16 protein-coding genes and 1 tRNA gene are annotated in these 21,003 nt (G+C 43.4%); 10 read left to right on the top strand and 7 right to left on the bottom strand.

Annotated elements, in window-relative coordinates; genetic code table 11:
- Positions 1–95: 95 nt before the first annotated feature.
- From rpsO to G563_RS0124920, 3 genes are all read right to left on the bottom strand, one after another.
- The gene (gene rpsO / locus G563_RS0124930; RefSeq protein WP_028667722.1) at positions 96–365 is read right to left on the bottom strand and encodes a 30S ribosomal protein S15; all 270 of its coding nucleotides are present in this window, start codon (positions 363–365) and stop codon (positions 96–98) included.
- A gap of 61 nt (positions 366–426) precedes the next feature.
- On the bottom strand, positions 427–1,935 hold the full coding sequence (locus G563_RS35840) for an LptF/LptG family permease (RefSeq protein ID WP_037328166.1): 1,509 nt from the start codon (positions 1,933–1,935) through the stop codon (positions 427–429).
- Positions 1,936–2,032: 97 nt separating this feature from the next.
- Positions 2,033–2,425, bottom strand: a complete 393-nt coding sequence (locus tag G563_RS0124920; RefSeq protein WP_028667721.1) for an START-like domain-containing protein — start codon at positions 2,423–2,425, stop codon at positions 2,033–2,035.
- A gap of 181 nt (positions 2,426–2,606) precedes the next feature.
- Between G563_RS0124920 and G563_RS0124915 the strand changes: the two genes are divergently transcribed.
- Positions 2,607–2,680 (top strand) — tRNA-Met (locus tag G563_RS0124915).
- A gap of 214 nt (positions 2,681–2,894) precedes the next feature.
- On the opposite strand, the gene G563_RS35835 is transcribed toward G563_RS0124915, so the two are convergent.
- Positions 2,895–5,024 (bottom strand): alpha/beta hydrolase family protein, encoded by a 2,130-nt coding sequence (locus tag G563_RS35835; RefSeq protein WP_084650978.1) that lies wholly within the window; start codon positions 5,022–5,024, stop codon positions 2,895–2,897.
- 530 nt (positions 5,025–5,554) lie between these two features.
- Between G563_RS35835 and G563_RS35830 the strand changes: the two genes are divergently transcribed.
- The 5 genes from G563_RS35830 to G563_RS0124885 all read left to right on the top strand — a co-directional run bounded on the left by G563_RS35830 (position 5,555) and on the right by G563_RS0124885 (position 12,433).
- A complete protein-coding gene (locus G563_RS35830) occupies positions 5,555–6,997 on the top strand; it encodes an SDR family NAD(P)-dependent oxidoreductase (protein ID WP_084650977.1) in 1,443 nt (480 codons plus the stop codon).
- 7 nt (positions 6,998–7,004) lie between these two features.
- On the top strand, positions 7,005–7,976 hold the full coding sequence (locus G563_RS0124900) for an alpha/beta hydrolase (protein ID WP_028667720.1): 972 nt from the start codon (positions 7,005–7,007) through the stop codon (positions 7,974–7,976).
- 9 nt (positions 7,977–7,985) lie between these two features.
- Positions 7,986–9,257 (top strand): metallophosphoesterase, encoded by a 1,272-nt coding sequence (locus tag G563_RS0124895; protein ID WP_028667719.1) that lies wholly within the window; start codon positions 7,986–7,988, stop codon positions 9,255–9,257.
- A gap of 13 nt (positions 9,258–9,270) precedes the next feature.
- Positions 9,271–10,092, top strand: a complete 822-nt coding sequence (locus G563_RS0124890) for a helix-turn-helix domain-containing protein (protein WP_028667718.1) — start codon at positions 9,271–9,273, stop codon at positions 10,090–10,092.
- 130 nt (positions 10,093–10,222) lie between these two features.
- Entirely contained in the window at positions 10,223–12,433 is a 2,211-nt protein-coding gene (locus G563_RS0124885) for a carbohydrate binding family 9 domain-containing protein (RefSeq protein WP_028667717.1), read from the top strand.
- 2 nt (positions 12,434–12,435) lie between these two features.
- On the opposite strand, the gene G563_RS0124880 is transcribed toward G563_RS0124885, so the two are convergent.
- Positions 12,436–13,275 carry a hypothetical protein gene (locus G563_RS0124880; RefSeq protein WP_028667716.1) on the bottom strand — a complete coding sequence of 280 codons (840 nt, stop codon included), beginning with the start codon at positions 13,273–13,275 and terminating at the stop codon, positions 12,436–12,438.
- Positions 13,276–13,367: 92 nt separating this feature from the next.
- Between G563_RS0124880 and G563_RS0124875 the strand changes: the two genes are divergently transcribed.
- The 3 genes from G563_RS0124875 to G563_RS0124865 all read left to right on the top strand — a co-directional run bounded on the left by G563_RS0124875 (position 13,368) and on the right by G563_RS0124865 (position 18,322).
- Positions 13,368–13,670: a hypothetical protein gene (locus G563_RS0124875; protein ID WP_028667715.1), complete on the top strand. Its 303-nt coding sequence runs from the start codon at positions 13,368–13,370 to the stop codon at positions 13,668–13,670.
- 30 nt (positions 13,671–13,700) lie between these two features.
- Positions 13,701–17,561 carry a DEAD/DEAH box helicase gene (locus G563_RS35825; RefSeq protein WP_051211194.1) on the top strand — a complete coding sequence of 1,287 codons (3,861 nt, stop codon included), beginning with the start codon at positions 13,701–13,703 and terminating at the stop codon, positions 17,559–17,561.
- Between the two features lie 83 nt (positions 17,562–17,644).
- A complete protein-coding gene (locus G563_RS0124865) occupies positions 17,645–18,322 on the top strand; it encodes an SGNH/GDSL hydrolase family protein (RefSeq protein ID WP_028667714.1) in 678 nt (225 codons plus the stop codon).
- 75 nt (positions 18,323–18,397) lie between these two features.
- Here the strand turns inward: G563_RS0124865 and G563_RS0124860 are convergent, their stop codons facing one another.
- Positions 18,398–19,615: a pyridoxal phosphate-dependent aminotransferase gene (locus G563_RS0124860; protein ID WP_028667713.1), complete on the bottom strand. Its 1,218-nt coding sequence runs from the start codon at positions 19,613–19,615 to the stop codon at positions 18,398–18,400.
- A gap of 88 nt (positions 19,616–19,703) precedes the next feature.
- Here G563_RS0124860 and G563_RS0124855 point away from each other — a divergent pair, with 88 nt between their 5' ends.
- Positions 19,704–20,180 carry a methylated-DNA--[protein]-cysteine S-methyltransferase gene (locus G563_RS0124855; RefSeq protein ID WP_028667712.1) on the top strand — a complete coding sequence of 159 codons (477 nt, stop codon included), beginning with the start codon at positions 19,704–19,706 and terminating at the stop codon, positions 20,178–20,180.
- 114 nt (positions 20,181–20,294) lie between these two features.
- On the opposite strand, the gene G563_RS0124850 is transcribed toward G563_RS0124855, so the two are convergent.
- On the bottom strand, positions 20,295–20,849 hold the full coding sequence (locus G563_RS0124850; RefSeq protein WP_028667711.1) for a fasciclin domain-containing protein: 555 nt from the start codon (positions 20,847–20,849) through the stop codon (positions 20,295–20,297).
- Between the last annotated feature and the right edge of the window lie 154 nt (positions 20,850–21,003).

Here is a 21,003-nt window from a genome sequence, read left to right as displayed (position 1 = left end):
TTTTTGGATAAAAGAAACTAGCGTAGTTCGTTCTATCAAGGAAGAAATGACAAACAGGGAATCCAACTGTTTGGAATTCCCTGTTTGAGTATCGCTTACTTTCTGATGTTCAATTCAGCGATGATAGAGCGATAACGACTGATGTCATTTTTTTGAAGATAATTTAATAATCTTCTGCGCTTTCCTACCAGTTTCAAAAGGCCAAGACGGGTAGCATTGTCGTGCTTATGCTGCTTCAAATGCTCTGTCAAGTGGTTGATACGGTGGGTAAATAACGCAATTTGCGATTCGGGTGAGCCAGTGTCGCTCTCAGACTTGCCATATTTTTGAAACAAGTCTTTTTTCACTTCCGATGTTAAATACATGATTGTAACCTCAGATTAAAAGATAAAACATAATTATAAAAACGGCTGCAAAGGTACTAAATTAATTTGAATAAATCGTTTTACCTTTTCGCCATTTTTTTAAGACCGCCCCATTATTCCATTTTTTCTTTATTTTCTCCAACCAAATCACATAAATGTCTTTGTCAAATAGCCTAGAGTCCTTCATAGCTCTATCTGCAAAGTAAAATCCAACAACTAATAATATAGCGTTTGAAAACCAAGCTCCAATGGGTACCAACACCAAGCCATCTTTCGCCCATTTATCACCTTGCAAAGTCAATACGTAAGACAAGATAAAAAATAACACCGATACCAAAACCGGAATTCCAAAGCCTCCTTTTTTGATAATAGCTCCCAAAGGTGCTCCCAATAAAAACATTACAAAGCACGAAACTGCTTGGGTATATTTATGGTGCATTTCCAAATCATACCGATACCACGCTTTGCCTTTTTCGCTAATGTAGGTTTTGTTGCTTTCGGCGTAAGATTTTACGTTTTGAGCTTGGTTTAGGGCGGTAGCTACAATCTGCTCCTTTTCAGAAGGGCTTACAATAGGCTTTTTCTTCAACAAAGAATCCACCCATTTTCCATACTTAGGAGCCGTTTGTTTAGGTAAAGTTTCGGCTCTGAAAGCATAACTAAAGTATTGTTTGGATTGGGTAAAAAGCCCTTCCCTTGATTTTTTATACTCTTTTTTGAGCGAATCGGCGACTCTTCTTAATTCTACGGCGTCTTTCATGTATTCGTGGTACTGAAACTGGGTCTCATCGGTACGTTTTAGTCCAAAAGACTCCAAACTCACCACCATTTTATAATGCCCAAAATGAGAACGCGTAAATTGTCGATTATCGGCCGAAGAATAAGCACCACCCGACTGAGCACTTTCGCTGTATTGGTTGCCATTGTAAAGCTCAAAAACGAGATAAGCTTTGTCGTGAATGGTATACATCAATCCCGAATCCGCCAAAATCACCTCTCGGTTGCCTGCATTGTAGTCGTTGGTAGGGTGCCGATAAATAACCAAACCCTTGAGGCTTCGTTCATTGGGGGCTGGAAATTTTTTATCTACTTTAATATTGTAGCCTGGCAAGTCGTTATAAAAAATTCCCTCTTTGATGTTGAGGGTTGCTTTGGCGGTTTTGATATCATAAAGTAAGCTATATCCTTTAAGGTTAGCCCAAGGAGCGACTTCGTTGTTATACCAAAAAGAAAAAAGCGTAATACACATCACTACAACCATCACAGAGCGCATAGCACGCCAAGTAGAAATCCCTGCGCTTTTGATGGCGGTCAGTTCAAAAAACTCTCCTAGATTTCCGAAGGTCATCAACGACGACAGCAAAACTGCCAACGGGAGTGCAATAGGAATGGTAATTAGGCTAAAATAAGTTAATAATTTAACATAATTTATGAAATCAATGTCTTTTCCTACGAGTTCGTTGAGATACTGAGAAATAAGACGCATCAAGAAAATGAAGACAACAATACACAGCGTCAACACAAACGGCCCTAAAAACGACCGTAAAACTAACTTATCAATCTTTTTCATGCATTCAACTTGGGCTGCTAATAGTCAGGCGTTAATGATTAATGAAATTTAATAAATAATTTGTTTCATCAATCCACTCATGACTTCTGCCTCCTCTTCAGCTTCCGACAATTTCCTTCAAACTTTCTATTAAACCACCCCAAAGGTCTTTTAGTTCTTCGGCATCGGTATTGAGCGAATAATCCGTAATACGTAAATACGTCGAGCCTGTCAGATCACTAACATCTATTTTAAACTCGATGTAATTGTTGTCTCGATTGCTTTCACTCGTATTAAGGAACTCAAATTTGACGCTTTTATTGAGTCGCAACGACGTTTGCTCTGCAATGTGACTTTCTTTATCCCATACAAAGTCAAAGGTATGATCAGGTTTGATATTGACTTTATCACAAAACCATTGCGATAACCCTGATGCAGTACTTACATACGGAAATAGCATCTTGGGAGAAGCTCTAAGCTCGTATTCGTCGGTGTATTTGAATTTTTGCATAATATTTGGGTTTGGTTAATGGTTAGTATTATAAACTAGGGATAAAAACGTACAAATCAGTATCTTTACTTCATCCCTTCATCGTCCTTACGATAGCGGCAAAATAGAAACTTCCTTTTATTATTCAAAATCTGTTTGCATAATAAAATTATTTATTCTACTTTTGCACCACCAAAACGATGGCGGGGTAGCTCAGCTGGTTAGAGCGTAGGATTCATAACCCTAAGGTCGGCAGTTCGATCCTGCTCCCCGCTACACTGATTATCAGGCCGTTACAGCAATATCTGTAACGGCTTTTTTATGTTGGTACAAGATAGATCTTTAGAAGTTAGTGTAGATGGCGTAAGAAATATAGAATTTTTTGTCTATCTTCTAACGCAATTATATACTTATATCCAATAAAATACACAGGTATTTTTGAGTAAAAAATAGTTACTACTACCCAAAGGCACCTTCAAAAATGGCACCGTTATTTCTCTTTTTTGATCCAATCCAATAAATCAGCACCCTCAGACGAGAAATGTATATGTTTGCCATTGGACGGATACACTTTCTCCAACTCTGAGGAAGAGAATAGTTGACCTGCGCCATTCAGCATCCCCGAAATCAATACCTGGCGAGGCGAAAGAGCCGCTACCAAATCAGGCAAATCGTAGGTTGAAATAGCTCCCGACACTACCGAAGGTATGTAGCGAGGCAAGTATTGCTCATGCTCAGTCAATGAACAGTAGGTACCTAAACCATTCACCAACGCAACTCGACTCAACGAAGGAATCATTACAGCAGCATGAAGCAAATCAGGTACAAATGTCCCAACGCCGACGGCTGTTGTTGTGGTGGTGGTAGGTGCTTTTGCCTTGATAAACTCAGTTATCAGTTGAATCTCCTCCATACGAACAGCGACCAGGCTTTTTTGGGTCAAAATCCCTGCATACCACAAATTGAGCGATGTGCTGTCGATATACGAATCTCCCCCTGACAAATAAGTATTAGCCAACTCGCCTGCCCCACTCAAATCCGGTACCACTACATGATAGCCTGCTTGGGCAAGCTGCTCGCCTGCGCCATTTTTTTTAGCAATATCTGCTTTACCTTTTGAAGATATATAGAGCACCATTTTATTTGATTGGGCGTGGGGTCGGAGCCACAACACAGGCAAATAATACGCTCCGGGGCCTTTCACTAAGTATTTTTCAAGGTCATAACCTTCTTTTGGGAATTTTCCCGAAAAAACAATTTCCCCCAACGCATTGGGTGTATAGCCCGTTAGAGAAATGATTTGTTTACTTAAATTTTGCGGGTTACTTCTTGATTTACGATTACTTACCCTTTTTTGCGTCAAGGAAAAAAGCGTTTCTCCTTTCAGTGATGTATACACATTGCCCGTAGGGGTCACTTTTAGTTCTTCTTCGGTAAAGGGAGAAATTTTTTCATCGACGTTTGAACCAGGGTTCTGGAGGTGTTTTTGCAAAAAAGCATAGGTCGCTTCGCGATTTTTGGGCGTGGATGCATGAGGAGCATCATCTTCAACTTTATCCAGATTGAGTTCTGCCCCAAAAGCTTTGAAAGACTTTTTAGCTTCGACATACAACTCTCTCGCTCCGTCAATGCTGAACATATCGCGGGTAGTGGTGACCATAAGCGTAGGACGAGGCGCACGGATCTCTACCAAATCCCCCAAATCCAGCCCCTTGGCCAGCATACCCGACAGTATTTGTTCAGCATCTTGCGGGCCGTTGGATTTGAGCAGCTTATCATACGTAGTCAAATAACATTCAGGGGCTGCAACTGCGATTCGCGTATCCATTGCTGCGATATACGCACTTTGCGTCCCTCCTCCCGAACGGCCCGTAATACCAATGCGTTTGGCATCAATTTCAGGACGCGTCAACAGGTAATCTACCGCCCGAATACCATCCCAAATGAAATACATCGCAGGAGACACCCCCGCTACAAACGATTGTGCACCGGGATATGAATGTTCCAGTGTCGGCTTAAGGTTTTCAAATCGCTTGGGTTCGTTCGTTTTGACATACTGAATACGTTCTCCTTGTCCAATGGGGTCAAAGGCAAGTACTGCAAAGCCTTTTTGGACGTAATTGAGTATCATTTGCTGATATACATCCGTGCGAAAAGCAGTAGCTCCGTGCCCGCTACAGAAGACAATTGCAGGGAGATTTTTGCGTTCACGAGCGGGTAAAAACAAGGCCGCCGTAACATAATAATTGGGCATCGACTCAAAATAAAACTTTTCGACCGTAATGCCATTTCGTTCTATTTTTCCTGTAATGACAGGATTAAGAGGTGTTTTTTCGGGAAAAGAACCTATCGACTCTTGTAATTTTTGACGAACTAACGCTTGCCGTTTTTGCCAGTCTTCGCGGGTTTTTAGCATTTGTATTGCTTTTTTTCGCTGCGCCAACTGCTCAAAAGCACGGTCACACAAATGACGATACAAAGCCATAGGTTGAGCATTGTAATACTTCCAATAGGGCAATACCGCCAAGTCGTCTTGGGCTACAGCCAATTGTGGCATCAAAAATGCACAAACGATGAGAGTTATTTTGGCACAACGTTTTAAAAAAAATAGTGTGTACATATTTTCTTGCCATTTCTAGTTTAAATCCAATCTACTTGATTTGCAAGCCTCCTTCCCTAACCTATAAAGTCAAAGATGCAATGAATACTACCCATAAATTCGATGTGACATGCAATTGCGGATATCATGGAATTTTCCCCCTTTTATCCGAATAGGCTGTGGGGCATCTTGTTCTAACGTTCCAAGTAGTACTTTAAAATAAAGCCAGAAAAAAATGCTGGCTTTAATCCTTACTTCACTTATTTAATTTATCGTCAATTTTTCAGGTTACTCCCTCCTCTCTCACCAGCTTGGATTTTGGGACGGAACATTGCCCAAGCACTTTCGGGATAGACTTTAAAAACACCCCACAAAACGTTTTTTTTTAGATAGTAGCTTCTTTCGACAGCCTGACAATTAGCACCTACTTCAATCAGTACACTGCCTCATTAAAGTAGAACGGCCTTTTAAACAAAGCATATTCGGTCTTTTAAACAAAGTCTCCCAAAAATCACTGCCCTACCTTTGTCCCAACAAAAACAACAAAAAAAATGGGACACAACAATTATCAAGGAGCGTTACAGAAACCGATAGGTTCAGGATTTAACGCAGCATCTACTACCAATGATGTCATCAAAGGAATTGACCTTACGGGAAAAATCGCCATTGTGACAGGAGGAAACACGGGCATCGGTTTAGAAACGGTCAAAACACTCGCGGCCGCAGGCGCCACTGTCATCGTACCCGCAAGAGACGTAGAAAAAGCAACACGAAATTTGGCAGGCATTCCGCGTGTCGAATTAGAAACAATGGATTTGATAAATCCTGAGTCCATTGATGCTTTCGCCCAAAAATTCGTAGCATCTGGCCGCCCCCTTCATCTACTTATCCACAATGCAGGCATTATGTGGGTTCCCTTTCGCAGAGACAGTCGGGGAGTTGAATCTCAACTAGCAACCAATTATCTGGCGCAGTTTCAGCTTACGGCAAGGCTGTGGCCTGCGCTGGTAGCCGCCCGTGGAGCAAGGGTCATCAACGTATCTTCCGACGGACATCGGTTTGCCCCTTTTCATTTTGACGACCCCAACTTCCTCCATCGCGATTATGAAACCCTCCAAGGATATGGCCAGTCCAAAACAGCCAGCAATCTTTTTGCCCTTGAGTTAGATCAGCGTGGCAAGTCGTCTCAGGTACGTGCTTACTCCCTCCACCCAGGCTCTATCAATGGAACAGAATTGGGCAGAGAAGCTCCCATAGCATTGTTTCAACAAATGGGTTTTTGTGATGCAGAAGGAAATCTATTTCCCGAAATAGTCGCCTCCTTGAAAACTATTCCCCAAGGAGCTGCCACCACGGTTTGGTGTGCTACCAGTCCGATGCTCAACGATATTGGGGGCGTGTATTGCGAAGACGCAGACATTGCCAATCTAGCCACTGACGCCTCCCAGTCAGGTGGTGTACAACTTTACTCCTTGGACGAGGTCAATGCCAAACGTCTTTGGGAGTTAAGCGAAAACTTAACAGGTATCAAATTTCAAATCGATAAAACAAGTATGGAAAATCAAGAGATAAAATCAGCCTCCTACCTATTGAAATGCTATTTGGATAGTGTAGGTTTAGGCAACCCCAAGGCAACGGCTTCTTTTTTCGCTGAAAACGGCTATATAGATGCTCCTTACGTAACATCGTTAGGAATGCCGTCAAAAATCATGGGCACAGCAGCCATAGAAGCTACCATGCAAGAGTTATTGCAAAATGCCCCTAATTTTCATTTTACAAGCATTAAAATCATTCTGGAAACACCTACCGAGGCCATTGCCGAATACGAAAGTGAGGCTGTTTTGGCAAATGGAAGAAGTTATAAACAATTATATATGGGCCATGTCACTTCCAAAAACGGAAAGATTATTTGTCACAAGGAATTCCTGAATACTATCTCGTTTGTAGAAGCATTTTTTCCAAACGGTTTAAAAGATTTAATCACCACAAACTAACAAAGCCATGAGAGTAACGAAAGAAATGCACCACAAAGAACTGCAATCCAATTATGCAGTTATGAAATTATCTTCACGGTTGCTAATGAACCGCGTTGGAGTTCGTTTATTAAACGCAAACAGTACCAGAGCCAAGGGCAAAAATATTGAAGGGCTACAAGGAGAAGAACATTTTATACCGAGTAGGAATGGCGGGGCGGAAATACGGGTGAGGGTTTTTAAGCCTGTAAACCACCTCACTACCCTCCCAGGTATGCTTTACATTCATGGGGGTGGGCTGGTGTTGGGTAACCCAGAAGATTATTTGGCCATTATCAAAAATTATATAGATGCCAAACCCTGCGTTATTGTAGCACCCGATTACCGCAAAGCATTTGATGCTCCCTATCCAGCAGCCTTCAACGACTGCTATGATACGCTGCTCTGGATGAATGAAAACGCCAATGCTTTGGGCATTATTCCTGACAAATTGATTGTAGCAGGGCATAGTGCAGGAGGAGGAATTGCGGCGGCTGTTACGCTAAAAGCCACTGATACCCAAGACGTAAAAATCGCGTTTCAGATTCCTATCTATCCCATGCTAGACGACAGGCAGAATTCTGAATCAGCCAAGGATAACAACTCTGCAGGGTGGAATTCTCGTTCCAACAAAATGGGATGGGACGCTTATTTGCGAGACCTTCATGTACAACACAAGGAAATTCCTGCTTATGCCGCACCCGCCAGAGCTACCAATTATTCCAAACTACCACCAGCCATTACGTTTGTTGGTGGCTTAGAACCGTTCAGAGACGAAACCATTGCTTATGTCGAAAACCTGAGAAAAGCGAATATCCCCGTCACTTTTAGGTTGTTTGAAGGCTGCTACCATGCTTTTGAAGTGATTTTTCCCACTTTAGAAATAAGTAAAGAAGCCTGGACATTTTTGCTGACAGCCTACAGTAATTATATCGACAAGTACATATATTCAAACCCATGATTCCCAACCATGACTGCTAGCAAATACATTGTTATTCCGATTCTTAGTTGCCTATTACTCCTTATTGATTGGTACGTATGGCAAGGCGTAAAAATAGTTTTTCAACACAACACAGTCCAAGTACAGCAGGTTGTCAAATGGGCCTTTTGGAGCATTACTACAGTCATTATTGTCGGTTTATGGCTCTATAATTTTGCTCCCCCCGACGCCTTGGGACGCCGCTTGCGAACCGCGATTTTATTCAGTTTGTTTGCCGTTTATGGCTCCAAACTGCTATCCGTTACCATCATTTTTTTAGGCGATGTCGTTCGTTTTTTTATTTGGGGAAAAGGGCATTTCTTCCCAAACAATGAACTGCCACAGACACTCTCCGAAAGTCCTGACACAATCACCCGTTCGGAGTTTTTGATGAAAACAGCCTTGGTAGCAGCCTCTGTTCCTGCCGCAGCCCTGACATGGGGTATTTTGTCAGGGGCGCATGACTACCGTGTTCGTCGGGTAAAATTAGCCATCAAAAACCTTCCTAGGTCGTTTGAAGGCATGACGATAGGACAAATCTCAGACATCCATTCGGGATCTTTTTTTAACAAAATCGCCGTGAAAGGAGGCATAGAGTTGCTACTCAAACAAAAACCCGATATGGTATTTTTTACGGGAGATTTGGTAAACGACCGCGCCACAGAAGTAAACGATTATGTAAACCTCTTTCATAAAATAAAAGCCCCGCTGGGTGTTTATAGTACCCTTGGCAACCATGATTACGGAGTTTATGCAGGCTGGCCAAACCCTCAAGCAAAAAAACAAAACCTAGATGACGTAAAGCAAGCCCATAAAGTACTGGGCTACGACTTACTAACAGACGACCGTCGGATCATTAAGCTAGGAGGCGAAAAATTAGCGATCATTGGGGTCGAAAACATTTCAGCCAACGAGTCAATTTTTCCAAATAATGGTAACTTACAACGAGCAACCGTAGGCACCGAAGATGCTTCGGTCAAACTCTTACTGAGCCACGACCCTACCCACTGGGATATGGAAGTAAACACCCAATACCCCGATATCGATGTCATGTTTAGTGGTCATACACATGGACTGCAATTGGGCGTAACGATTGGCGACAAGACCTATTCGCCCGCCCAATGGCAATACAAACAATGGGCAGGATTATACCAAAAAGGCGACCAGCAGCTGTACGTCAATCGTGGATTTGGGTATTTGGGCTTTCCTGGACGCGTAGGGATGCCTCCCGAAATTACTATCTTTGAATTAGCCAGCGCATAAAACCAACCGAGCAATGGAACACGTATCGAAACATTTAACTCCCGAAATAAAACTCTCATGTTACGAGGACAAATTTTTTAAGTCTGAAATTGTCTTTGACCAACACATGCTCGTGTGGTTTATTTCGGGAGAAACCAAGATTGTGCAGGCCGAAGCCACTCACCGCTTTCAAACGGGAGATATTTTTCTCATTCCGAGAAATAAACCCGCCACTATTATTAACTACCCCAAAGACGGCTTGCCCCACAAAACAGTCGTAATGCTCTTGACTACCGATGTTTTGAGGGATTTCTACAAAAATCGCGAAGTGAAAGCAAAAATTACGGCCGTTCCCAAAATCCGCAGTTTCACGCATCATCCTTTGCTCGAAAGCTGCCTAGCTTCATTGATTCCTTACTTTGAAATGAAAGAGCCCTTTCCCGACTATCTAGCGTCGTTGAAACTGACCGAGGCCATCAGTATTTTAAGAACCATTGACCCAGAGGTAGATAGTGTACTAGCCAATTTTGATGACCCGTATAAAGTTGATTTGATTGGTTTTATGGAAAAAAACTATATGTTCAACATGCCCATTGAGAAATTTGGCTACCTCACAGGCAGAAGCCTAACGACCTTCAAACGCGATTTTAAGCGAGCATTCAACACAACTCCCCAAAAATGGCTCACGCAAAAACGACTGGAATTAGCCCATTTTCAAATTGCCGAACGAAAACTAAAGCCGCTTGAAGCCTGTTACGAAACGGGGTTTGAAAACCTGTCTCATTTTTCCTTTGCCTTTAAAAAACACTTTGGCTACGCTCCGACCGACGCCCTCAAGTCATATAAAACTAGTTAAGGGATTTTTATCTAACCAAGTTTTAGGATCTCATTTAACATCCCCCCTGATAATCTTCTACTGTTTATCACCCATGGTCGTTGATTATTTTTATAAATTTGCACCACTTATTGATAGACAGCCATTTACTATGATTCGTTTTTTACTTTCTTTGTTGATTCTCTTTCCTTGTTTTTTGTGGGCGCAAGACGCCGAAATTTTCAAGCCTGATTCTATTAGAAGAACCATTGAAGCGCGACAAATCTCCACTTCTTTACGCCTAGATGGACACTTGTCAGAGGCCGAGTGGCAAAGCAGCACGGCATCTCCTTCCTTTACCCAAATCGAACCTTTTCAGGGAAAAAAACCTACGCAGCATACTGAAGTAAAAGCCCTTTACAATCGACAATATCTCTATTTTGCCATTTTTTCTCGGGATAGTTTAGGCAAAAAAGCCCTCCGAGCGACGGATTTTAAGCGTGATTTCAACTCGCGTCAACACGATTTTGCAGGTTTGGTTTTTGACGGTTTCAATGATAAGCGCAACGCCATGGCGCTTATCACCAACCCCTACGGAGTGCAGCGCGATTTGTTGTCGTTTGATGATCTCTTTTATGATATTGATTGGGATGGCCTTTGGCGCGTGCGAACTTCCCGTTCAGATTCGGGTTGGGTGGCCGAAATCGCGATTCCGTGGTCAACCTTACGCTATCCCAAAACCACCTCCACAGTTCAGGATTGGGGTTTCAATGTATTCCGAAGTCGTCGCTTGACCAATGAGCAATCTTCCCTCTCGCCTTATCCGCGTTCGTTTTCGGCCATGCGGATGGAATATGCAGGCATCCTGAAAAACTTGCAACCTCCCCCACCCAAACCCAACATCAGAGTTCAACCTTATTTGCTGGCTTCCTACGACCATTATCGCAATTTTGACCCCAGCATCAAGCCCAAAGACACCAATTATAAACTCGGAGGTGAACTCAAATGGGCGATTAACCCCAATGCCGTATTAGATTTGACGGCCAATACAGATTTTGCCCAAGCCGACGCCGACCGACAAGTCAACAATGTTACGCGGTTTTCGGTCTTTTTTCCAGAAAGACGTCAGTTTTTCTTAGAAAACGCTTCGCTCTTTGGCGCGGGTGTAGGGCCTAATGATGATTTGTCGGGCGGTAACATGCGGGTTCAGCCTTTTTTTAGTCGTCGTATTGGCCTCGACGACAGCGGCAATCCTATTCCGATTGACTTTGGCGGAAGGTTTGTGTATCGCTCCCTCAAACGAAATTATGGTGCTTTGCTGATGCGACAAAGAGGCGTGGGAGATACGCCAGCTACTCATTTTTTTGTGGGACGTTTTTCGGAAAATTTCGGCAAACAAAACCGAATCGGGGGGCTTTTTACGCTCAAAAATCGACCCGATGGCACCAATATGACCAGTACTATCGACGGTTTTTTTAGACTTAGTGAATCGCATTCGCTCAATACCATGCTGGTTCATTCTACGACCACTTCCACCCGTCAACAAGGATTCGCTGGTTTTGCGCAGTATTTTTATACCACCAACCAATACAAAATCTGGTGGACGCAATCAATCGTGACCAAAGACTTCAACCCTGAGCTGGGGTTTGTCTCACGTACGGATGTGATTGGTACCACTCCCGGAATTTTCTTTTATAACCGAGGCAAGTGGCTTCCTTTCAAAAAACTCATTCGCGCCTTTGAGCCGGGACTTATGACGGAACTTTACCATCAAGCATCTACCGGAAAACTCATCGAGCGCCAAATTAACATCAATCCTATCTGGCTCAACTTCCAGAGCGGGGGCTTTTTTGGGTATCTTATCAATCCCACTTTCCAGCGGCTCACCGAACCCTTCCAACCCTTAGGCGTTGAAATCGGTCTGGGTGATTATCACTATGTGCGTCATCAAATTTATATCGGCACCGACCAATCTAAGATTCTCAATTTCAATGCCGACTACAATTGGGGGAGTTATTTTGATGGCAAACTCAACAGCCTCGATGCCAAACTACAATTTGCCCCACTTCCTCATTTGTCTATTACGGGGCGATTTAACCGTAATCATTTTGATAAAGTAGGCGAAAATCAAACCACTACCAACGTCGATTTGTACAGCGTAGAAGGGCGTTTTGCACTCAATCCCCGCTTACAACTGATAGGTTTTTACCAAAAAAATTCAGAAAACACATCCCAAAATTACAACATTAGGCTCTCGTGGGAATACCAGCCTCTTTCTTATATTTATGTAGTATTTAATCACCGAGGATTTGATACACTCTCCCACCTCAAACGCACCGAAGACCACGTGATTGCCAAAATAAGCTATTTAAACCAGTTTTGAGATTATAAATCATAATTGCTATGGTAAGTATCACGCACAAATAAGTACCTAAGCGCCACCCCAAACTGATAACTCTTAGGCTGTAGACTCAAGACTGATTTGTTTTCTTCCACGCCGTTGACAAACAACTGCGTCGTAGATTCTAAGGCGGCTGATTTGGCATATAACATACGACCATACGCCACTATCTCAAATTTTTTCCCAATACGCCCCACAAACTCTAGCCCACCTTCAAGTTCGACTTTGGCACGTCCTGTCGTGTACGATTCATTTTCAACAATCAGGGTATCGACGCCATTATGAGCCCCGGAGCGCGACAATCCATAAAGCTGAAATTGTTTGAGTGTTTGTAATTTACGGGTAGGCGTCCACACCATCCCGCCCGATACATAAATCCCCGAGCGTTTTTGAACAAACCCTAATTTTACGACCCGCCATTTGAAACGTAAAGGAATAGAATGCTGCAAGTCCGTTATTCGGTACCGAAACGACGGCGAGGCTCTTACCCCCATCAGGGCATTGGAGGGATTTCGGGTATATCCCATTTCGAGTGCCCACTTCAGATTATGTAAGTACCCCACATACGCACCAGCATAGCTATCTGTGTATCCTTTTTGGGGAGAAAGTAAGCCTAGTAAATTGTTGGTAGCCGACGCGCCGTTCCATTTGCCTCCTCCTTCTATCCCCATGTACCAATGGTTTTTGCTCAATACTAAATCTGGATGGGTTGCAAGTACGGGGGTAGTATATCGTTTTTGAGGGCGATAATAATCTTCTATTTGAGCGTGAGCCACTACGCCCAAAGTACTTAACAATAACCCCAATAGTACAAATCGAATCATGAATTTTAGCGTTCTTGTTTCATTTTCAATATACGACTAAGACGCATTTACCGTTGCAAAGGTGGGTAGTTTTGTCGTAATTCGCGCACATTATGCTATTATCCTTTCCTCATTCCGAAATCAAGTCGCCCTTTCAAGTCGGTGACCGTGTACAAGTAGATATACTTACCCTATATCGCAAGCCTCCTTACGAGTTTGTGGAGGGAGTAGTATACCAAGTGCGCGTAGATTTCCCTCTACTTTCAACTACCAAACGGGGCTTTTCGTTTGCGCTTTCAGAAGTTAAATTTAGATATGGAATTCAGCCCGACACTGTCAAATTTCCCAAAATGAAAGAAGTCGAAAATGAACTTTATGACGTTCCTGAAGAGTATTTAAGAGAAAGCGTATCATAAAATTCATCGACATCCTGACAAAACCTACCTATGGCTTATTATAAAGGCTTGATTTTAGAAAGTTTGGCCACTCTCAAAAAAGAAGCTTCGAGCGCGGTTCGCCAGCGCGCCCACGAAATATATCGAAACGGCGGCGTAAAGATTGTGAGTTTTGATGGGGAGTTCTATGGCGCCAAGTTCAAAGTAAATAGCCAATCTAGCTCCGAGCAATACGAAGTAGAGTTCTCCAGCATGGACGACCCCGAAGCGATGGAGTGCTATTGTGATTGTCCTTCTGAGCACTATCCTTGCAAACATGGTGTAGCCGCCGCGATAGCCTTAGAAGAGCATATCAATCGCGATTTTGGTCAAACCAAGTCTAGTACCGTACAAGACCTCAAAAAAATCATCATTGATATATCCGAAGCCTCACGCCAAGCGCCCAAGAAAAAAATTGAGTTTCTAAAACCCACCCTCTTTCAGATGAAAGCATCGACGGTGGTTCTTAGAAACATCGAAGACAGCCAAATTCAACCTCAGGTTCCGATAAGCTTATGGCCTAGTCGCCGGCATTATCTCAATGTAAGCTCCCTTGAGCAGGGGGCAGGGTATGAGAAGTTTGAGCTATCGCTCAAAAAAAGTGGAGCCTATCAAATAGCGATTCAACGGCTCGAAAAACACAAATACCAGTTTTCGTGCACCTGCCACCAAGAGCTCACTTCGCCGCTTTGCGAACACATGATGGGCGTGCTAGTATGGCTCCAAAAACAACGCGGCCCTTATGCCCTTGAGCTGCTCAAAGATTGGACCTTAGAAAAAAATGCACTTTTGGCAAAATACGGCTATTCCACCAACGACAACTTATCGGGAAAATTTGATTTCAAACTCTCCCCTTATGGGCAGCTCGAACTCATTGTGATGGACAAAAGTATTCAGCCGATTATGGGTATCAAATGGGAAAATATCCTCAAAAGTACCCTACCGGTCAAGTCACCGCACCCATTTGTACCCACCGAAAATCATCCTGATACGCAGGTTTTTGTCTATTTATTTGAACAATTTAGCACCCAACAACTCCCCTTTTTTGAAATAGAACTTGCCCAGGGTCATCTCAATAGTAAAACGGGAAAAATCACTAATATTCATCGTATTGGATGGAATGATAAGGATCGTCCCGTAGGAGACGCCATCGACGCCGAAATCCTCAAAACTAGTCGATTATTGACTCAGACGTTTTTGCATGATACCCTTCGGCAGCGTGGCCACAAAATCTCAACCTCCTCATGGAACCTCAAATACAGCAGTGAAGCTATTGATGATGCTATCGAAATCACGGGAAAAGTTCTCGAAAAACTTTTTCCTTTGATGGTAGGCCGGGCGATTCGTATCAATACGAAAACGGATTCTTATAGCACTGCTGGTACAAATGTCGAAATCCACGAAGCACCCCTTGACCTGCATTTCAAACTCAATCGAAATGAGCAAGAAACAACTTTAGAGGCTTTTGTAAGACGCCAAAACGATGACCTTATCCCTTTTCAGGAGCTAAAAGATGTGGGTACGTATTGGCTCTGTATTTTACCCAATCAACAGTTATGCCGCTTTCGTTCGGCAGCGGCGGCAAAAGTAGCGCGACATTTTTTCGAGCTAGGAGGCGCGGTCAAGCTGCGTACTGGGCGCGACGATGCTTTTTTTAATGGGTTTGTCATCCCACTAGCCGATCAGTTTTCACTCGATTTTGGGCCTGACCAAGCCATTGTCAAAACCGAGCTGGAATGGAAAGAAGGGCGGGTGTATCTGAAAGAGGCCGACGACAATTTGATGATTGTGCCCGTATTTGCTTACAACAGCGACGATACCAACGAAGTAGAACTCTCCCGCGATTTTAGGAAAGCCCGCGTCAACGCCCTCAACGATACGGTGCAAATTCAATACCGTGACCACGACGCCGAAGAAAATTTTGTGCAGTTTTTACAAAAACAACACCCGCTTTTTGCCCACCAAACCGACGAATATTTCTACCTGCCTTCCGAAAAAGTATTGGAAAACAATTGGTTGTTTCAATTTTACGAAGCTTTGCACCAAAACGAAACCAAACTTTTTGGTTTCAACAACCTCAAGAAATTTCGGTACAATCCCAACAAAGTAAGTTTCAAAATCCGAAACTCTTCGGGCATCGACTGGTTTGACTTACAGATTGAAATCACTTTTGGTGAACAATCCGTTTCGTTGGCAGACGTGCGCAAGGCTGTTCTCAAAAAACAAAACTACATCGAACTCAAAGACGGCTCTTTTGGGCTATTGCCTGAAGAATGGCTCGCCCAGTACGCCCAACTGTTCAGATTTAGTAAAGTGGACGACAAAAAAGGCGTATTACGGCTTTCTAAACAACACTTTACGATTTTGGAACGCTACAAAGAGTACATCGAAAATCCTAAGTTGCTCAGAGAGTTGGATGAAAAACGCGAAAAACTGCTCAATTTTACCGAAATCAAGAAGATTAAACTCCCCAAAAACATTGATGCCAAACTCAGACCTTACCAAGAAGAAGGCTATAAATGGCTTCATTTTTTAGATGAATTTGGCTGGGGTGGCTGTCTTGCTGATGATATGGGATTAGGAAAAACCTTGCAAATGCTTACATTTTTGCAAGAACAAAAAAATCGTAATCCCAAAGGCGTCCACTTAATAGTCGTTCCCAAAACCCTGATTTTCAATTGGCAAGCCGAAGCGGCCAAGTTTTGTCCAGATTTGAAATTATACGTCCATACTGGCCCCCAACGCAGCCGCACGACTCATATTTTCAATGCTTACGACCTCATTATCACCACTTATGGTTCGGTGAGGTCAGATATTGAGATGCTCCAAAAGTTTAGGTTTCACTACGTGGTACTCGACGAAGCACAAGCTATCAAAAATCCCGATTCGATGATTGCCAAAGCAGTAAAGCTGCTCAACGCCCAAAATCGTCTGACCATGACAGGTACACCTGTCGAAAACAATACCTTTGACCTGTATTCTCAGTTTGATTTCTTAAACCCGGGCTTTTTGGGAAACGAAGATTTTTTCCGTACCGAATACGCCACACTCATCGACAAATACCAAGACAAAGGTCGCGCTACGGAGCTTCGCCGTTTGATTTATCCTTTTATGCTCAAACGCACCAAGGAAGAAGTGGCCAAAGACTTACCCGAAAAAACCGAAACGGTGCTCTATTGCGAAATGGACAAGCGCCAACGTAAAGTTTATAATGCTTTTCGGGACAAATACCGTGATATGATTGCGGGAAAAATGGACGAAGTGGGCCGCGAACAAGCCTCTTTTTTGATATTGGAAGGATTGCTCAAACTACGCCAAATCTGTGACTCCCCTGCCCTACTTTCGGACGATGAAGACTATGGACACGAATCGGTCAAACTAGAGGAAATAGTGCGTGAAATCGAAGAAAATGCTTCTCACCATAAGATTGTGATTTTCAGCCAGTTTCTCAAAATGCTTGACCTCATCAAAGTCAAACTCGAACGCGACCGCATCCCCTACGAATACCTCGACGGCCAAACCCAAGACCGCGCCGAACGCGTCAATCGTTTTCAGGGAGATGACCAATGTAGGGTGTTTTTGATGAGTCTCAAAGCGGGAGGCGTAGGTCTTAATCTCACCGAAGCTGATTATGTCTACCTCGTAGATCCGTGGTGGAATCCCGCCGTAGAGCAGCAAGCCATCGACCGCGTACACCGCATAGGGCAGACCAAACGCGTTTTTGCGTATCGTATGATTTGTAAAGACACGGTCGAAGAAAAAATCATCCAACTCCAAAACCGTAAACGCGCCCTTGCCGACGACCTTATTTCGACCGAGGCAGGTTTTCTCAAAAAACTCACCAAAGACGATATTCTGGGGCTTTTTAGTTAAGCTCTGTAGCTGTTAGAATTGTGTTCATTGGGTCTTTTGTCTTTAAAATAAATACTTACTTATCCATTTTTCCGATGTCCAACATGAAAAAATTCCTTCGCTATCTAAAACTTAGCTTTTTTACGCTTCCACTTTTAGCTGCCCAACAAGACAACCCTATCCGAATCATTTTCTTTGGTGACTCTATCACCCAAGCAGGGGTAAAACCCGGCGGCTACATCGTCAAAATGGGTGAAATGCTCGAAAAACAAGGTCTTAAAAACAAATATGAGCTGATAGGGGCAGGTATCGGCGGCAACAAAGTGTATGACCTTTATCTGCGGATGGAAGAGGATGTACTCGCCAAAAAACCCAATATTGTTCTTATTTATATAGGAGTCAATGACGTATGGCACAAGGCATCTCACGGTACTGGCACCGACCCCGACAAATTCCTGAAATTTTATGAAGCTATCTTGAAAAAACTCCAAGCGGCCAATATCAAAGTAGCCCTATGCACTCCTGCCGTGATTGGCGAACGCACCGATTTCTCTAACCAACAAGACGGCGACCTCAACCAATATTCCCAGATGATTCGAAATCTTGCCAAGAAGCACAACTTACCTTTGGTAGATTTGCGTAAAGCATTTTTGGATTATAATCTCAAAAACAACCCCAACAACGACGAGAAAAATATCCTCACCACCGACCGCGTTCACCTCAACGACGCTGGCAATCAGCTTGTAGCTGATGAAATGTGGAATGTGTTGAAAGGAATGTAAATTTTATCATAAAAAAAGCGGCTGTCTCAATTGATTGAGACAGCCGCTTTGATTTTTGGGTATCCCCAAAAACTACTACTGCAATTTTGCAACTGCTTCTTTAATGCGGCGACATGCTTCTACGAGATTTTCGTCAGAAGCGGCGGTAGAGATTCGCATACAGTTTGGCGCGCCAAAACCCGAACCGGCTACCGTAGCCACAAAAGATTCGTTGAGCAACCACATGCAAAAATCGTCCGAATTGTTGATAGCCGTTTTACCGTCAGTTTTACCAAAATAATAGCTAATATCTGGGAAAGCATAGAAAGCACCTTGGGGCATGTTTACTTTAAAACCCGGAATCTCTTTCAACAACCCTACCACCAAACCACGACGACGCTCGTAGGCTTCGCACATTTCTTTGGCGGCATCTTTAGGACCTGTGATTGCGGCAAGCGCGGCACGTTGCGAAATCGAACCTGTACCTGAAGTAACTTGGCCTTGCAATTTTTCTACACCATCTGCAATCCACTTAGCCGCACCGATGTAGCCAATCCGCCAGCCTGTCATGGCATAGCCTTTTGCTACTCCATTGACCGTAATCACGCGGTCATGAATCTCAGGAATAGACCCAATGCTAAAATGGCCTTGGGGTGTAAAATTGATGTACTCGTAGATTTCGTCGGCCAACACAAAAATATTGTCGTATTTTTCGATGACTTTGGCCAGTGCCCGTAGCTCGGCTTCCGAATATACCGACCCCGTAGGATTGTTAGGCGAAGCAAACATCACTACGCGTGTACGCTCAGTGATAGCATCTTGAAGCTGGTCTGGAGTTACTTTGAAATCATTGTCAAAGCTACCTTCCACAATCACCGATTTGCCTTCAGCAAGTTTCACCATTTCAGAATAGCTCACCCAGTAAGGCGACAAGATAATCACTTCGTCGCCGGGATTTACCAATACCTGAATCACATTGGCCAATGAGTGTTTTGCTCCCGTCGATACAACGATATTCTCAGACTTCCAATTTATATTATTTTCATTCTTAAACTTATCAGCAATAGCCTTACGCAAATCAGCATAACCAGCCACGGGCGAGTAGCCGTGGTATCCTTCATCAATCGCTTGCTTCGCAGCTTCACAGATGTGCTTCGGGGTCTTGAAATCAGGCTCACCGACACTCAAGCTAATCACTTTATGACCTTGTGCGGCCAATTCGCGCGCTTTTTTGGTCATCCCCAACGTAGAAGATTCCTCAAGCGCATTAATGCGGTCGGCCAATAAACTGGCCGTTTCGACGACAGCAGACATATTTAGTTGTTTTAAAAAATTTGCCCGCAAAATTACAATTCCATGCAAGAGTTTCCTACTTTTATTTTAATTTTATCAAACTACCCCTATGTCTGTTGCATATTTGCAAACACCCCTTGGAGTAACTTACATTGAAGGCGACGCCGACGGTATCAGAGAAGTAAGTATTTTAGACGATTCTCTTGGGCTTTTGACCGATACGATTCCGCCCGAATTGCGGCAAGCGCATCAGCAGCTAGGCGAATATTTCAGAGGAGAGCGCAATACCTTTGACCTACAGCTCAATCCTCAAGGTACCGATTTTCAGAAAAGAGTTTGGGAAGAATTACTAAAGATTCCTTTTGGTCGTACTATCTCCTACTTAGAGTTAGCTCGTCGTTTGGGTGACGAAAAATCGATTCGGGCAGCCGCTGCCGCCAACGGCAAAAACCCTATTTGGTTGATAGTACCCTGTCACCGCGTCATTGGTTCAGATGGCAGCCTGACGGGCTATGCAGGAGGACTTTGGCGCAAAAAATGGCTCATTGAATACGAAAAAGGCGGCCTCCAAGGAAATCTGTTTTGAAATCAAAAACTACCCATAGCTCCTCATACCATAAAAATAGCGGCAGAAAATGACCAAGTCACCCCTGCCGCTATTTGACCTCACATTGCTCACTTCACGATTGTTCTACATACCTTACGAACCAGATCCCGGCATCACCACCGTATCAATCACGTGAATCACGCCATTGCTTTGATATACGTCTTTGATGGTGACGGTCGACATACCACCCTTTTCATCAGATAGCACCAATTTTTTACCTTTCATCATGGCCTTGAGCGTACCACCTTGTACGGTCTTGAAAGTGGCTGTGCCGCCTCCTGCTTTGATCGCTGCTGCGATAGCTTTTGAATCCATTTTGCCCGCTACTACGTGGTAAGTCAAAATGGTAGTCAATGTTTTTTTGTTTTCGGGTTTTACCAGTGATTCTACCGTGCCTGCTGGCAATTTATCAAAGGCCGCATTGGTAGGGGCAAACACCGTAAAAGGCCCTGCACTTTGGAGCGTTTCTACCAGACCCGCCGCTTTCACAGCCGCTACCAAAGTAGTGTGGTCTTTAGAATTAACGGCATTTTCAACGATGTTTTTGGAAGGGTACATGGGCGCTCCACCTACTTCTACGGTTTTTTCTTGGGCAAAAGACGCACTGACAAACAATGCCGAAACGAGAAACATTACGATTTTTTTCATGAGTGTTGTTTGATAAAAATTAGTGTTTACAATTGGTTAGTTGTGGTAACTTTCATTACGAACAGACGTACGTGAATCTGCCTCCACAAAGATTTCATCCTAAAAAAAATTTTTATCAAAAAAAACCTAAAACCCTAAATATGAATATTTTACA

The sequence above is a fragment of the Runella zeae DSM 19591 genome, from assembly GCF_000423565.1.
Classification (GTDB): Bacteria; Bacteroidota; Bacteroidia; order Cytophagales; family Spirosomataceae; genus Runella; species Runella zeae.
Note: the sequence above shows the minus strand (reverse complement) of the source record. Positions and strands in the feature narration are given on the sequence as shown.